At 42.1% G+C, this 16,619-nt stretch carries 14 protein-coding genes; 1 reads left to right on the top strand and 13 read right to left on the bottom strand.

What is annotated here, in order from left to right:
- Positions 1 to 9: 9 nt before the first annotated feature.
- The 13 genes from MKY34_RS08380 to MKY34_RS08320 form a co-directional block, all read right to left on the bottom strand.
- Positions 10 to 1,956, bottom strand: a complete 1,947-nt coding sequence (locus tag MKY34_RS08380; protein ID WP_342514730.1) for an iron ABC transporter permease — start codon at positions 1,954 to 1,956, stop codon at positions 10 to 12.
- A 49-nt stretch (positions 1,957 to 2,005) separates the two neighbouring features.
- Positions 2,006 to 2,977, bottom strand: a complete 972-nt coding sequence (locus tag MKY34_RS08375; protein WP_342514729.1) for an iron-siderophore ABC transporter substrate-binding protein — start codon at positions 2,975 to 2,977, stop codon at positions 2,006 to 2,008.
- A 50-nt stretch (positions 2,978 to 3,027) separates the two neighbouring features.
- Positions 3,028 to 4,743, bottom strand: coding sequence for an ABC transporter ATP-binding protein (locus MKY34_RS08370; RefSeq protein WP_342514728.1), 1,716 nt, complete (start codon positions 4,741 to 4,743; stop codon positions 3,028 to 3,030).
- Positions 4,744 to 4,930: 187 nt separating this feature from the next.
- Positions 4,931 to 5,899, bottom strand: a complete 969-nt coding sequence (locus tag MKY34_RS08365) for an ABC transporter substrate-binding protein (protein ID WP_342514727.1) — start codon at positions 5,897 to 5,899, stop codon at positions 4,931 to 4,933.
- Between the two features lie 109 nt (positions 5,900 to 6,008).
- Complete coding sequence (locus MKY34_RS08360) at positions 6,009 to 6,992, bottom strand: iron-hydroxamate ABC transporter substrate-binding protein (RefSeq protein ID WP_342514726.1); 984 nt, start codon at positions 6,990 to 6,992, stop codon at positions 6,009 to 6,011.
- 42 nt (positions 6,993 to 7,034) lie between these two features.
- Entirely contained in the window at positions 7,035 to 8,072 is a 1,038-nt protein-coding gene (locus MKY34_RS08355) for an iron ABC transporter permease (protein ID WP_342514725.1), read from the bottom strand.
- Positions 8,069 to 9,124, bottom strand: coding sequence for an iron ABC transporter permease (locus MKY34_RS08350; RefSeq protein ID WP_342514724.1), 1,056 nt, complete (start codon positions 9,122 to 9,124; stop codon positions 8,069 to 8,071). The genes MKY34_RS08355 and MKY34_RS08350 overlap by 4 nt, the downstream gene beginning before the upstream one ends.
- Before the next feature lie 79 nt (positions 9,125 to 9,203).
- Positions 9,204 to 9,995, bottom strand: coding sequence for an ABC transporter ATP-binding protein (locus MKY34_RS08345; RefSeq protein ID WP_342514723.1), 792 nt, complete (start codon positions 9,993 to 9,995; stop codon positions 9,204 to 9,206).
- 322 nt (positions 9,996 to 10,317) lie between these two features.
- Positions 10,318 to 10,737, bottom strand: coding sequence for an arsenate reductase (thioredoxin) (arsC, locus tag MKY34_RS08340; protein ID WP_342514722.1), 420 nt, complete (start codon positions 10,735 to 10,737; stop codon positions 10,318 to 10,320).
- 28 nt (positions 10,738 to 10,765) lie between these two features.
- Positions 10,766 to 12,061 (bottom strand): arsenic transporter, encoded by a 1,296-nt coding sequence (locus MKY34_RS08335; RefSeq protein WP_342514721.1) that lies wholly within the window; start codon positions 12,059 to 12,061, stop codon positions 10,766 to 10,768.
- A gap of 14 nt (positions 12,062 to 12,075) precedes the next feature.
- Positions 12,076 to 12,423: a metalloregulator ArsR/SmtB family transcription factor gene (locus MKY34_RS08330; RefSeq protein WP_342514720.1), complete on the bottom strand. Its 348-nt coding sequence runs from the start codon at positions 12,421 to 12,423 to the stop codon at positions 12,076 to 12,078.
- A 133-nt stretch (positions 12,424 to 12,556) separates the two neighbouring features.
- A complete protein-coding gene (locus tag MKY34_RS08325) occupies positions 12,557 to 13,141 on the bottom strand; it encodes an NDxxF motif lipoprotein (RefSeq protein WP_342514719.1) in 585 nt (194 codons plus the stop codon).
- A 270-nt stretch (positions 13,142 to 13,411) separates the two neighbouring features.
- Positions 13,412 to 15,106, bottom strand: a complete 1,695-nt coding sequence (locus tag MKY34_RS08320; RefSeq protein ID WP_342515216.1) for an FAD-dependent oxidoreductase — start codon at positions 15,104 to 15,106, stop codon at positions 13,412 to 13,414.
- Between the two features lie 212 nt (positions 15,107 to 15,318).
- Between MKY34_RS08320 and chrA the strand changes: the two genes are divergently transcribed.
- Positions 15,319 to 16,506: a chromate efflux transporter gene (gene chrA / locus MKY34_RS08315; protein WP_342514718.1), complete on the top strand. Its 1,188-nt coding sequence runs from the start codon at positions 15,319 to 15,321 to the stop codon at positions 16,504 to 16,506.
- Positions 16,507 to 16,619 lie beyond the last annotated feature (113 nt).

The raw sequence follows: 16,619 nt of genomic DNA, 5'->3' as shown, positions 1-16,619 counted from the left end.
TGTCCCCAACTATTTAGCAACGGTCTTTCCAGTCTTTCTTAATAAATAAAGTAAATAAGGTGCCCCGACAAGAGAAACCAATAAGCCGGCAGGCACATCATTAGGTGCTAATAAATAACGGCCAAGAAAATCGGCAACTGTTAGTAAAATACCACCGAGTAAAATCGTAATGGGAAACATATGCTGATGCTTAATGCCAACCATTCTTCTCGCTGCATGCGGCGCTAACAGTCCAATAAAACCAATCGTCCCTACAATCGCCACACTAATGGCGGATAAAGCGACACCCAAGACAATCATGTACAAGCGTACTTTCTGCGTTTTCAAACCAATACCCGTCGCCAATTCATCCCCGAATAACAGTACATCAAACGTTCTTGAGAAGTAATAAATCACCGGGAAAAATAAAACGACAGCACATGCAGCAAGCAACACATGCTCCCAAGAGCTCCCATATGTACTACCTGACAGCCACGTTAAGGCCTGTGTAATATTCAACTTTGATTTCACGACAATGATTTGAATAATGGCTGAGCCTATTGCAGAAATAGATACCCCCATCAATACCAGCATAATCGGTTGAAAACCACTGCGGAAACTGAATAATAATATCACCGCCATTGCCAACATCGCGCCAACAAATGCACCTACAGGAATGAAATAGAAGGGGATTCCCGGAAATAGTATTAAGAGAATCATCGCAAACATCCCAGCACCTGACGTAACACCTAAAACAGAGGCATCGGCTAACGGATTGCGCAATACAGCTTGTAAAATCATTCCACCTGCGGCCATGAGCATCCCTACCAAAAAGCTAACGACTATACGAGGGACACGAAAATCCCATACATATACGTTATGTGCTAATTCCTGAACAATCTCATTCACTGGGGTAAATGCTGTGCCACCAAATAGCACACTGACAAATAGCACAAGAAACGCCAACGCGGCTATACACAGAACGACCGGCCATTTGCGCGGGAAAAAGTCATGCCCACCCAAAGCAGACGCTTGTTCTTTTTTGCCTTTACTCATTTTAATGGCTAAATAGATGAGCAAAGGACCTCCGATGATCGCCGTCATGGCACCGACTGGTAATTCCTGTGTTTGCGTGATGAAACGCACGAGCACATCGGCACCGATTAATAACATAGCCCCAATGACAATATTGCCCAGAATCATCGAATAATGCAGTCTGAATCCTAATAACCGCACAATATGTGGCGCGATAATGCCCACAAAACCAATCGGCCCAACGACAGCCACCGTTATGGAAGCCAAGAAAATAGCGATGATCCAGCCCAATACTTTAATCCCGCCAACTTTCTCTCCAAGACCTATCGCTGTCTCGTCGCCAAGCAAGAGGACATCTAATTTTCGACTCACTAGCAATGCCACAATCAGCGTCACCGTAAACCACGGCCAAGCAAATTGAACGCCTGACCAATCCAATTGCAATAACGAGCCCGATCCCCAGAGGAATAAGCCCGTTACTTCATTGGCGAAAAATAACTGCAAAGCTCCAGTAAAAGATGAAAACAGCATACTGACAATCAAGCCCGTTAATGCTACGCGAACAGGATCCAGCGCTCTCCCAACAAGTCCCCAAACAAGGAATGCAGCTGCAAGTCCCCCACCGAAAGCGATGAGTAAAGGGAAATCCCCACTCATTTTCGGAAAGAAGATCGCCCACACGACGACAAAAAAGTAAGCACCTGCATGGATTCCTAATGTACTTGCACTCGCTAAGGGATTTTTAGTGATGGATTGCATGATCATCCCAGCAACAGCCAGCGCCGCTCCAGCTATGCAACCAATCACCAAACGTGGCAACCGCGAATATAAGAAAAAATTCATTTGCTGAGGGTCATGCCTAAGCTGTTGCCAAAAGGTAACATAACCTAGCGACGACTGCCCCTGACTCACATGAACAGATGCAAGTAGTAAAAATAGCAAGATACCTCCAACAATCCATAAACCCCTTTTTACTATCCGATTTTCCATATCATTCTTTTATAGCTTTTAGTAGATTATTTACGAGTGTCTCAGCAGATAATACCCCGCCAAATGTCCAAGTATCGCCGCCAATATCATAGAGTTGATTGTCCTTCACAAACGTTAAATCATTCCATACTTTATTATTTTTCATATTGTCAAAAAGGGGATCATCTTCTTGTACGGCATGCATGAAAAGAGCATCTTGATAGTTCGAAACCCCTTCAATATTGGCTTCAATAAAGCCCCAATCTGCATCTAGATGGTCCGTAATCGTGTTTTCAAATCCGACTTTTTCTAGCACATGACTCACCATGGAATTTTTCGTAAACAGACGGAATGTTGGTGCTTGGTTAACCGTATAGGCTTGCGTAAAGAGAAATTTTTTCGTCGGCAAATTCAAGCTAACAATTTCCTGCTTCACTGTAGAATACTTCTCTTCCAGTTGCTGAATCACTTCATCAGCTTTTTGTTCTTTTTGCAATAATTTCGCAGTCGTTTTGAATGAATCCATGGCAGTTTGATACAAGTCTTTCGTCGCTTCTTTCGATGTTGTATCATAGAAAATCGTCGGAGCGATTTTTTCTAAATCTTTCTGTATGCTTCCATGATTATTTGCTAGTGTAATAATGACATCCGGATTCAGCTTTGCGATTTCTTCCAAATTGGGTTCTTGTCGCGTACCAACATCCACAACATCGTCGCCGAGCTGCTTATCAATTTTTACCCACTTTTTAAAACCTTCAACATCTGCAACACCTACTGGTTGTATATCTAGCGCTAATACTTCCTCCGCGTAATTCCATTCCAGCACAACTACACGTTCAGGTGCCTTATCAAATGTCGCTGTACCTAAGGCATGCGTAATTTCAATTTTCTCGTCGGCGTCACTATCTTTCGCTTCTTTATCGACTTTCCCTTTTTCCGCACACCCAGCTAAAACAACTAACATAGCAACCACTAAAAATAACAGCTTTTTCATATTCATTTTCTCCTTTTACATCATTAATTTAGTAAAATCGACTTGCATTATTAAACACTAAATTGCGCCTCATGAAGCCTGCTATAAGCACCTTTTTTCTCCAATAACTCATCATGGTTGCCTTGTTCCGCAATACCGTCCTTTGTTACAACTATAATACGATCAGCATTTTTGATCGTAGCTAACCGATGAGCAATGACAAGTGTTGTTCGTCCTTGCGATAATTCCGTTAGAGCCTCCTGAATGGCTACTTCCGTTTCTGTATCCAGTGCGGATGTCGCTTCATCCAAAATAAGAATGGAAGGATTTTTCAGAAACATACGTGCAATGGATAACCGCTGTTTTTGCCCACCTGACAATTTGACACCACGCTCACCGATTAACGTGTCTAAGCCTGCTGACTGCGCAAGTATAATCTCTTCAAGTTGCGCTCTTCGCGCAGCGGCCCATATTTCCTCTTCAGAAGCACCTAATTTGCCATAAGCGATATTCTCTCGAATCGTCCCATCAAAAAGAAATACATCCTGCTGAACAATTCCAATCTGAGAGCGCAGAGATTCTAAGGTCATCTTTCGGGTCTCAATCCCGTCAATGAATAATGAACCACTGCTAATATCATAAAAACGAGGCAACAGACTACAAATCGTCGTTTTCCCGGCACCTGATGGTCCTACAAGTGCAACCGTTTCACCTGCACGAATCGTTAAATCAATATTTTCCAACACGTTTTCTTTACCTTCATACCCAAACGACACACCTTGGTACTTGATGTTCCCCTCCAAATGCCCGACATCAAATGCATCCGGCGCATCTGCTACATCCGGTGCTGTCTCCAGTAACTCTAAATAACGCTTGAACCCGGCAATTCCTTTTGGATACGTTTCGATAACAGAATTGATTTTTTGAATCGGCCCTAAAAATACATTTGATAACAGAACAAAAGCCATAAATTCGCCGTATGTCATATGTTTATTAATGACAAACCATGTACCACAAAGCAGAACAAACAACGTGATGATTTTCATCAGAATATAGCTAATAGATGAATTCCAAGCCATAATCCGATAGGCTGCCAATTTCGACTGACGAAAACGCGCATTATTGTCATTAAATTGAGCAATTTCATGATCTTCATTGGCAAATGCTTGAACGACGCGCATACCGCCCACATTATTTTCTACGCGTGCATTAAAATCAGCAATATCTGCAAAAAAGCGACTGAATGCTAGCGACATTTTTTTACCGAAATACAAGGATAAATAAACGATAAGTGGCACGATGATAAAGGTCAGAACGGCTAATTGTGGATTGATCGAGAACATTAAAGCAAATGCCCCGACAAGCGTCATAATCGCGATAAACAGATCTTCAGGCCCATGGTGAGCAATTTCCCCAATATCCATTAAGTCGTTCGTCATTCTTGACACTAAATGTCCCGTTTTATTGTTGTCAAAAAAACGGAAACTTAGCTTCTGCACATGCGTAAACAGCTGTTTTCGCATATCGGTCTCGATGTTAATGCCCAACTTATGTCCCCAGTAGGTAACGACGTAATGAAGACAGGCGCTTATTATATAGATTCCCAGTAATGAGATACATCCCCATAAAATCCAATTCCAATTCGAGCTTGGCAATAAATCATCCACGACACGATGGACAGCTAATGGGAAGGCTAGTTCTAATAATGCCGCGATTGTTGCACAAGAGAAATCTAAAATGAATAATCCTTTATAAGGTTTGTAGTAAGAGAAAAATTGCTTTAACAATATGTACCACGCTCCTAAATCCCCTCATTTTATAACGCCTTCTTTTGATCAATTGTGCTTGTGCCTGTAAAATGCAAGTATGCAATCGGTGTGACAGGGCGTGACATACTTCCGTATCTCATGCTTCGCTTTCAACACAAAAATATTTGCTTAATCAAGTTAAATGAAATGAAAGGTTACAGAAGGTTTACTTTTCACTCTTTTTAGCAACGAGCATATCAGCGACTTCTTCTGCTTGCGCTAACACAGCAATCGGATCGAATGGCCAAAACCGTTTCGGATCGAGGTAGAAAACATGATCATTCTTCACCGCATCAATCGAGGCCCAAACAGGATCCTCTTTGTCTAACTCGCCGCCATTCGATACATCAAAAAAGATATAATCCCCGGCATAGTCATTCATTACTTCAAAGGAAATTTGTTTGTACGTCTCTCCCGCATCTATTAACTCCTTTTTGATACGCTCTGGCGGAGTTAACTGAAGATGTTTGTAGATTGCCTGCCCACCACGATAAATACCATCACCATAGATATACGAATCTTTCCCGAACGCACCGAAAATCGAAACAGTTTCTCCCTCAGCCATTACTTTCTGTACTTTTTCACGTTGTTGTTTCATTTTCTCATCAAAGGTCGTTAACCACGATTCTGCTTCTTTCTCCTTGCCAAGCATCTCTCCAATCGCACTGACTTCCTCGTAAACATCACCATATGTTTCGTAAGGTATAATTACAGTTGGAGCAATTTTTGAAAGACTATCAAATGTACTTTTTTCAGCATCCGCACTAATGATTAAATCTGGATTTAAACTCATGATTGCCTCGACAGAGTTCTCTCCGGTACTTTCAATCCCATCGATTAAATCGACAATATGAACGTTCTCAAGATCTGTTTTTGTTGCACCAATAGGTTTTTCTCCTAGTAAAAGCAATGTAGGTAAATAAGCGTCTACTACAATTCTTTCAGCGTTTGCCGGTATTTCAATATCACCATGAATGGTTTTAACGATTCTTGTTGCTAGCTCTTCACTTTCGGCCGTATCATTTTTTTCTCCTTCACTACCTGATTGACTCCCAGTACTACTACAAGCAGCAACCATGATAGCTAGTATAACGAGCAATAGACTAAAGATCAGTCGAGATTTGTTCTTAAACATTAATACCCTCCTAATTAATAACGATTCTCATTATCAATGATGCGTTAAAAAAATATATGCAAATATGTCGATTTTACTAAGGAGAATATCTCCTCCTTAGTATCTTGTTTTATTTAGTCAAGGATTCTACTACATCCTCCATAATTTGCGTGTTAGCAATTGCTCCTGAATATAACCAACTTGTTTCTGCTCCATACTCATAAATATGGCCATTTTTCACGGCAGGTATGTTTTTCCACACAGGGTCTTGTAACATTTCTGCGCCATTCCCTTTATCACTATTAATCAAAAAGATATGGTCTGCATCAAGCTCAGCTAATCGCTCTAACGAAATGGCTGACCAATTGCCTGTCGCAGTACTTGAAATCTCTTTCACAACATTAGGCGTTGTCAAACCGAGATCACCATATAACACAGCCCCGCTCGATACATTGTCACTCACGATAAAGAAGCTATTATTTACAAGCCAAATGGCTGCTGCAGATTCAGTCCCCACCGCATTTTGTATCACTTCCCTCGACTCTGCCGCCTTTATTTCATAGTCATCTAACACTTGTTGCGCTTTATCGGTTTCCCCCAACAGCTCGCCTACCTTTAATAGCTTGTCGCGCCAATCACTATTATTTTCTACCTCCACTACATAAGTGGGTGCAATTTTAGCGTATTGCTCATATTTAGAGCCTTCCACTGCTTCTGCAGCGTTCATAATAAGTAAATCTGGTGCAAAACTCGTCACAACTTCAAAGGGCAAATCGTGCGGAATGGTAGGTATATCTTTCAAATACTCTTGTAGATAAGCTTGTGTCCCCGCACCATCTTTTACAGACCACTGTGCAACAGGTGTAATACCGAGTGCGACTAAGTTATCCTCCAAATAGGATGCAATAATATGTTGTGGATTTGCAGGGATCGTCACTTCATGTCCCATTGCATCCGTTACTGTACGCTCTGTTGCAACTTCTTCTGCTGCCGGTTTCGACTGCTCATCTTTATTCTGTGTAGCACTTCCACCATTGTCACCACACCCGGCTAAAGATAGTGAAAGCGCTAGAAAACTGGCTGTCATTATATTTCTCTTTTTATTCGTAAACATCGATTCATTCTCCTAGTATTGATTATTTTAAAATTTACTAACTTAATCCTTCAAACGCGACAATAAATAAAGGAAGTACGGTGCTCCAATCACTGCAACAACAATCCCGGCTGGAATCTCCGATGGTTGTAAAATCCAACGACCAATTGTATCCGCAATCAGCACCAACAGTCCTCCTGTCAAAGCCGCTGCCGGCAGTAAAAATTGATGTCTGGATCCAACTAACTGACGTGCCAAGTGAGGCCCAATCAGTCCGACAAAACCGATGCCACCGCTGACAGAGACACTGGCCCCGGCCAATCCCACAGCCGCCGCAAGTAATACTCGCCTCTCTTTTTCAATCGACGCACCTAGTCCAGTAGCTGTTAAATCCCCTAAATTAAGTACGTTTAAAACACGCGCTTTCGAAAAGACGAATGGGAGTAGTACAACAATCCAAGGTAACAAGGACAATACAAACTTCCAATTGGACCCCCAAATACTCCCTGCAAGCCAAGTTGCAACAAATTGATAATTTTCAGGACTGAGCCGAAGTGTTAACACAATCATGGCCGCACTAATACCAGCTGCAACCGCCACCCCTGTCAGCAATAATCGCATGGGAGAAATCCCCACATGTCGTTTATAAGCCAATGTATAAATGATAATCGCCGTAATCCCTGCACCCGCAAACGCTAAAATAGGCAGTAAAAAGACCGGCGTAGCTGTCGTTGACGGAAAAAAGGAGATGAATAACATAACCGCTAACCCCGCTCCTGCATTAATACCCAAGATGCCAGGATCAGCTAAAGCATTACGGGAAATTCCTTGTAATATGCAACCTGACACCGCTAGCCCCATTCCGACAAGGATTGAAATAATAATGCGTGGCAAGCGAAATTCAAACAGAATCAGTTGTTGCTTGTCCGTCCCGAATCCAAACAAAGTCCGAAGCACTTCCAGGGGCGACAACTTAATGAAACCCGTATTCATACTAATGATGAATACAACAACAATCAGCAAACTTAGTATACTGATGACGAATAGATTCCTAGCCTTTGTCTTCTGTTGCCCCTCTGTCATAATCGGCTTATCCTTCATAGCTCTTTTCCCCCTTTTCGTGCGAGATACAGGAAGAACGGAACCCCAATTAACGCAATCAGTGCGCCAATCGGTGTCTCATATGGAGGATTAATCATTCTCGCTGCAAGATCTGCTAGGACCACTAACAAACCACCTAGCACAATCGAACAAGGAATAATCCAGCGATAATCGTGTCCGACTAGAAAGCGGGTAAGATGCGGAACAATTAGTCCTACAAAACCGACTGCACCTACAACTGAAACGGCCGCCCCCGCTAAAATCAGGACAATAATCATGCCAAAAAATTTAATGGTCTTTGTTCGCTGCCCAAGCCCAATCGAGATTTCCTCTCCAAGACTCAGCAGTGTGATGGAACGTGATAATATCACCGCACCTATCATGGCCGCAATAATCCACGGCGACATGATTTGCAAATGAATCCATTTCGTCCCCGATACGCCACCTGCATACCAAAAGGCTAAATCTTGACCAATTCGAAAATATAAAGCAACGCCCTCACTAAGCGCTCCTAGCAATGCACTGACGGCTGCACCCGCGAGTACAAGACGCATAGGTGTCAAACCGCCTCTTGACATCGATCCAACCCCATAGACAATTCCAACCCCTAGACCAGCGCCTAAAAAGGAATACATGATTACATACATATAGGATAAGCCTGGCAAAAAGGCAAAGCACAGTGCCAGCATAAATGCAGCACCGGCATTCAATCCCAATAGCCCTGAATCCGCCAATGGATTTCGCGTCATGCCTTGCATCAGCGCGCCTGCGACAGCGAAACACGCCCCAACCATTGCGGCACCAAGCACACGTGGCAGGCGGATTTCCCGAATAATTTGATGCTGTGTGATATCTGGATTAAAGTGAAACACCGCCGTCCAAACTGTTGCTAACTGTATATCCGCAGCTCCAAATGATATCGAGAGACCAATTGCCAGAAGTAATGCAAACATGCCCCCGAATAACACGATGACAGCCATAATCGGATGTGAATGCTTCTTCATTTTTACTAGTTCTTCTATTTCGGCAGATACTTCTGCAGGAGTAGACATGCCCTTCCTCCTTCATAACAAACTTACACGGTTACTATTTTTTGAATAACATAAAAGCCTTACTTTTGTAAAAGGACACTCAATCCTGCTGACACAACTGATACGATAAGCAAATCGGGTTCGCACTAAACGGACAAGTCGCTATACTCGCATCAATATGAAAGACACGTTGTAAATTCGAACAAGTCATCACTTCTTCTGGTTTCCCCTCTGTGATTAACGCACCATCTTTCATCGCAATCATGTAATGAGAAAATCGGGATGCGTGATTCAAGTCGTGAAGCACCATAACAATTGTCCGCCCCTCTTCCTCATTCAAACGCTGTAAGAGCAGTAAAATATCTAATTGATGCGCTAAATCTAAATAGGTTGTCGGCTCATCAAGGATCAAAATTTTCGTATCCTGCGCTAATGCCATCGCAATCCATACACGCTGCCGCTGCCCACCTGATAACGCTTCAATCGGACGATCTTTAAAGTCACTTAATCCTGTTACTTCAATCGCCCAGTAAATATGTTTATAATCCTCTTTTTTTAAGGAACCAAAGCCTTTCTGATGTGGAAAGCGTCCATAGGAAACAAGCTCAAATACCGTCAATCCCCCCGGCGCTTCTGCGGTTTGCGGTAATATCGCCATCTTCTTCGCAACTTCTTTTGTCCCTAGTTGATGGATTGCATGCCCGTCAAGGTAAACAGCGCCTTTTTTCGTCGTTAATATACGCGACACAGCTTTCAATAGCGTTGATTTCCCACATCCATTCGGGCCAATAATCGTCGTGATTTTCCCCTCAGGAATGGACACACTTAAATCATCAATAATAAGTGCGTTTGAATAACCAATTGCCACCTGATCTACTTTAAATGCTGCCATTTCATTGGACTTCCTTTCTTGATACAAATCGGTTTATCAATTATTTAACGTTTCGTTTCTATTTTATTATTTCTTTATGAATAGTATTTTAACATCTAAATGATAACGATTATCAATATCATTTATTATGTTAGATATTTTTTTGGAATTTGTCAACAAGTATCTGAACGGTACACGTTATTAAAAAAAGGAATGTTCGAATAGGAAATAAAATAGGTGCCTAACACTAAACCAAATCTGGATGGTTTTAGCGTTAGGCACCTATTTTACTTTTATGTTATATATGTTGAACTAAAGAAGCCAACCAACCGCTAGTGATTCTTCATTCCCCAGTTTCAACAAACTGCGCAATCCTTGCACCAATTTCATCGCGCACTCGCTGGAAAAACGCCCATTGCTCTTCGGCGGTTCCTACTGCTTTTGCCGGATCATCGAAGCCCCAATGCGCACGTTTGACATGCGGCGGTGTCATCGGACATTTGTCAGCCGCATCTCCACACAGCGTGACGATGAAATCCGCAGTGTGTAAGATTTTCGGGTCAATAATATCCGAAGTTTGATTCGTAATATTAATGCCAACCTCATTCATGGCTCTAACAGCATTCGGATTAACACCGTGAGCTTCAATACCCGCACTCAGAACTTGCCATTCTTCACCAAGCATCTTTTTACCCCATCCCTCAGCCATCTGGCTACGGCATGAGTTGCCTGTGCATAAGAAATACAAGGTCTTTTTTATCATGATTAATCCCCCCTCTTCTGTCATTGTTTCAGATAATCAGTAACCATAGATAGAGCCCTACCAGTGTAATGAATAGCGTAGGAACCGTTAATAAAATTCCGATTTTAAAATAAGTACCCCAAGCAATTTTCACACCTTTTTGCGACAGAACATGCAGCCATAACAACGTAGCCAATGAGCCGATTGGCGTAATTTTCGGCCCTAAATCCGAACCAATGACATTGGCATAAATGAGTGCCTCACGCATCGTTCCTGTCGTAGTCGTGTCCGCAATCGCCAAAGCGTCAATCATAACCGTTGGCATGTTATTCATAATGGACGACAAAAATGCAGCGATAAAGCCCATTGAAATCGTTGCGACAAAAAGTCCTTGATCCGCAGCCAATTGAATGACATCCGCTAACACACTTGTCAACCCTGCATTGCGCAAGCCATAGACAACGACATACATCCCGATTGAAAAGAATACAATCGCCCATGGAGCGCCTTTCAATACTTGTTTCGTGTGTACAGCGGGACTTCTTTGCGCCATAAACAAGAAGAAAATCGCGACAATACCAGCGACAATCGACACAGGAACGCCTATAAATTCACTGGAGAAATAGCCGATTAGCAACATAACTAGCACGGGCCAGGACAAGCGAAACATCTTGTGATCCTTAATCGCATCTTTCGGCTTCTTCAAATCAGCTACTTCATAACTCCCAGGAATACTTTTACGGAAAAACAAATACAACACCGCAATACTCGCTACTAACGCAAACAAGTTTGGCACAATCATACGCGATGCATATTCCGCAAAGCCAATCCCGAAAAAGTCCGCAGAAACAATATTCACCAAGTTACTCACAACAAGCGGTAACGACGTCGTATCCGCGATAAACCCACTCGCCATAATAAAAGGAAAAATCATCTTTTCACTAAAATTCAAATTCCGCACCATCGCCAATACAATCGGCGTCAATATTAACGCAGCTCCGTCATTCGCAAACAGCGCAGCTACAACAGCCCCTAAAACACTCACGTAAATAAACATGCGGACGCCGCTACCTTTTGCAAAGCGCGCCATATGTAAAGCCGACCATTCAAAGAAACCAATCTCATCTAAAATTAAAGAAATAATAATAATGGCAATAAAAGCGAGCGTCGCATTCCACACAATCCCCGTCACATCGAGGACATCTTGAAAATTAACAACACCTACTAGTAAAGCGATAATGGCTCCAATACAAGCAGACCAGCCTATCGATAAATTACGCGGCTGCCATATAACAAAAATGAGTGTAACAATGAAAATCAATACTGCTAACATAACTGAAACCAACGTACTTCCCCTCTCTACTCACAACAAATACGCAACCCCTGCGCTTCTAATTCAATAACCAATCCATCTTGCCCCGGAAGCGACGCGAGGACACTTTGGATAAACGGATAATCTTCATGTTCTCGATTAATCGAGTAAAAAATCCATTTCCCCTTACGCGTTTCCTTCACTAATTCAATATCCCGCAACTTGCGCAAATGCTGACTAATCGCTGGCTGACTCATGTCGAACATCGCGACAAACTCACAAACACAACAATCATGCGACTGTAGCAATTTCATCATCGTCAAACGTGTTTGATCGCCGAGTAATTTTAAAAGTTGTGCTGCTCTTTGCATATCGGTCTCTCCCGTTTTCCGCATCATATTTCCCTCCGTTTCTCAAATATCATATAATTATATGCTTATATATACAAGTGTATAAATCATTTATTATAGCAAATAAAAAGAAACCATTTTGAACAAAGATTGCTCAAAATGATTTCCGCTCATAATGTTACTGCTCAAATGCCTTTGTGTTAATATTCTTTTTATCAAGGAATTTCTCAATTTCCTCCTGTTCTTTTCCATTCACCACACTGAATTTACCAATTACTGATGTAACGTTTACTTTTGGAAGTACTCCTTTACTTGCGTCATTTGTTAAACTATCGACCATTTCATCTATCTCATAAAGCATCTCATTCACAGCTGTAATATACCGGCTGATTCTCTCAGACTCTTCTTGATACCCTTTAGGCAATGTATTATTTAAAATATAATTAGAGAAGTTCTCATCATTTTCTTTTGTAAGTTCGGTAATTTCGTCTAACTTCTCTAGTTCTTCTACGCTTAATTCCTCTTCTTCATATAGCAACTCTTGGAACGGTTCACTAGCATTCGATAATTCTTCATAGCTATCTAGATATGTTTTTATGCTTACTTTTATTTCTTCTTCGTCAATTACACGATTTTGTTTTTCAGAGGTGAAAATTGTACTAGGAATCTCTACGTTTTGCGTAAGAAGCATTTCATCATTTTCTTCCTGCGAACATGCGCTTAATAGTAAAATCATTAAGAAACCAATAAAAAATTTCCTCATAATAATTTCCTCTCCTTTTTGGTTATCTAACTACTCACTGATTTTCATTTTACCACGAGAGGTAATTTCTGTTAGCGGACCCGAGATATAGTTGAAACTAAGACTTGAGACGTATACAACATTACTGTTTTTTCATTGTACTCCCCTAGTTATTAAATGCTTTTTAATTAATGCCTGCCCCATAAATCTAACCGCTCTTCCTATCACACTTGAATTCACATTAAAAAACAGCTTAAGATTAAAAAATCCATAAGCTGCTTTCATCACACGTTATTTAAAATTATATGCCGTCACAATCGGTTCGCGACCCGTTGTCACGTCATGGTAATACTCATACAAACAAATCCCTAAAAATGATCCTGAGATATTGACGACATTTGTATAACCGTTGTTTTGCAATGCCATCACTGCATTATAACTCCGTTGGGCAGAACGACAGTGCACGTAGACAGGCACATCTTTTGGAATTTCGTCCATGCGCTCGCGCAACATACTCAGCGGAATATTAAGCGCATTCACGAGATGGCCATTAGCAAATTCACCCTTCTCACGCACATCAATGATAACCGCATTTTGCTCCACCAATTCACGTACGTCAGACACATGAATTTGTTTATAACGACCATATAACACATTCAGCGCAACAAGTGCTGCTAAATTCACCACATCTTTTGCGGTACTAAACATCGGTGAATACGTTAACTCCAGCTCTTTTAAATCCTCTAACGTACCACTCATCGTAATGAGCGTTGCAATGACATCGATGCGTTTATCTGCATTGCCTTTGCCAATTGCTTGCGCCCCTAAAATTTTACCAGTTGGTACTTCAAATACTAATTTGAAATGAAGCGGATGACTATTCGGCATCAAACCAACTTTGTCTGGTGCAATGATGTACACGCTATCTGCTTGAATGCCTGCCTGTTTCGCTGCCCTTTCATTGAGTCCAGTCGATGCACATGCCAAATCAAAAATTTGAATGCTGGATGAACCAATCACCCCTTTGTTTTGATGAGGTATTCCATATATATGATCGGCCGCTGCACGGGCTTGACGTTGAGCCGGTCCCGCAAGTGCTAATCGCGTTGGTCTCTGCAATAAACGGTGATAGACTTCAATCGCATCACCGACCGCGTAAATCGAAGGATCGCTCGTTCTATAATTTGCATCCACTTTAATGCCACCGAGCTCCCCAATTTCCAAACCAGCTTCTTGTGCAAGCTTCGTCTCTGGACGCACACCAATTGCCAAAATAACCGCTTGAGTGTTGACAATTTTACCGGAATTGAGCTCGACATGATTGTCCGCCACTTTCGCTAATCCATCCCCAACGATCACTTCTACTCCTTTATCCATCATCTCTTTATGCAAAATTTGCACCATGTCATTGTCAAATGGCATCATAATTTGATCGGCAAACTCAATCAGGGAAACATTGCGCCCTGCTAATCGTAAATTCTCAGCTACCTCAACACCGATGAATCCGCCACCAATCACCGCAATATTATCAATATCATTTGTCTGTATATAGTGTTGCAATCGTTCGATATCGACGACATTACGCACCGTAAATACATGGGGTGCCTGCACACCTTCTATGTTCGGAACAATCGGGCTCGCTCCAGGTGATAACACAAGCGTATCGTAACTTTCCTCATAGTGCTCCCCCGTGACTAAATTCGCTACAGTCACTGTCTTCGCTTCACGATCAATCGCCGTCACTTCCTGTTGCACGCGTGCCTCGATGTTATACCTCGTTTTAAAAGCAACTGGGTTCATCACAATGAGTTTTTCACTATTTTCAACAATTCCACTTAAATGAAACGGCAAAGAACAATTTGAAAACGAAACATGAGGCCCTCTTTCGAACATAATGATTTCCGCTTGCTCATCCATACGTCGAATCCGCGCCGCTGCAGAAGCCCCACCAGCTACGCCGCCTACCACAACAATCTTCTTCGTCAATCCGATCATCCCCTTATCCATAGTAAACTGCTCTTACTGCAAATATATACCCCCGTAGGTATAAAGTCAAAACATTGACTCTCTTCTCCATTAAAAAAAGAAAAAGCTATCCATCCAATGTAAAGATTGCGTAAATTTTTATATGTAACTTGGAGGCTACTAGGAACAATGCTATATTCATGTAGTTAGCATCATACACGAAGGAGATCATAATGATTATCACCAACCGCATTAAATTACTGATTGAACTATTTCTCGTTTCCACTCGACTTGGACTGACCTCGTTTGGTGGGCCAACAGCCCATTTAGGGTATTTTCATGAAGAATATGTACGTAGAAGAAAGTGGATGGATGAAAAAAGTTATGCCGACTTAGTCGCCTTGGCACAATTTTTACCAGGGCCCGCTAGTAGCCAAGTTGGTATTGGGATTGGTGTTCGACGTGCAGGCATTTTAGGAGGAATCGTCTCTTTTATCGGCTTTACGATGCCGTCCGTCATTGCTCTTATTCTTTTCGCATTGCTCCTTACAGAGTTTGATATTGGAAATGCTGGATGGCTGCACGGCTTAAAAATTGTCGCGGTGGCGGTTGTTGCACATGCAATCATGGGGATGGCAAAAAGTTTGACGCCTGATGTAAAAAGAAAAGCCATCGCTTTATGTGCTTTGCTTGGGACGCTCCTTTGGCAAACCGCCTTTACCCAAGTTGCAGTCATTTTACTCGCTGCCCTTGTTGGTTTTTTATTATTTAAACAACATGATGATGTGAACGAAGTGAGTACTTCATTTCCAATTGCGAAAAGCGTTTCAGCCATTTGTCTGCTATTATTTTTCGGGCTATTATTTTTATTACCCATCATTCGGGAAGTCACCGGCTCTTATTGGGTGGCCATGTTCGATAGCTTTTACCGCTCCGGCTCTTTAGTATTCGGTGGGGGCCATGTCGTTTTGCCTTTATTGGAACAAGAATTGGTCCCGACTGGCTGGATTAGCGAGGAAGCCTTTTTGGCAGGGTATGGTGCTACACAAGCAGTGCCAGGTCCTCTCTTCACATTCGCGGCTTATTTAGGAACGGTTATGAAAGGCTGGCAAGGTGGTTTGGTCGCAACCGTCGCGGTGTTCCTCCCTGCTTTTCTGCTCATTGTCGGTGCATTACCATTTTGGGATCGTTTGCGAAGCCATCCATCTGTTAAAGGCGCTATTATGGGCGTCAATGCAGCTGTGATTGGCATACTGATTTCCGCCTTTTATTTTCCGATTTGGACAACTTCCATCTTTGTACCAGCGGATTTCGCTTTAGCTGCTGTGTTGTATAGCATGCTGGCTTATTGGAAATTGCCGCCTTGGGTTATCGTGGTCACCGGATCTATTGGAGGCGCTTTGTTAGCATTTCTATCATAAAAAGGTGCTTCATTCTAAAGCAAACTGCTTGGAATGAAGCACTTTTTTTCAAGATAAGAAAGCATAATTTCCCCAATCTGACTTAGTGTTTAGACTCCGGCACAAGTCTGCTT

Source organism: Sporosarcina sp. FSL K6-1522 (assembly GCF_038622445.1).
GTDB lineage: Bacteria > Bacillota > Bacilli > Bacillales_A > Planococcaceae > Sporosarcina.
Note: the sequence above shows the minus strand (reverse complement) of the source record. Positions and strands in the feature narration are given on the sequence as shown.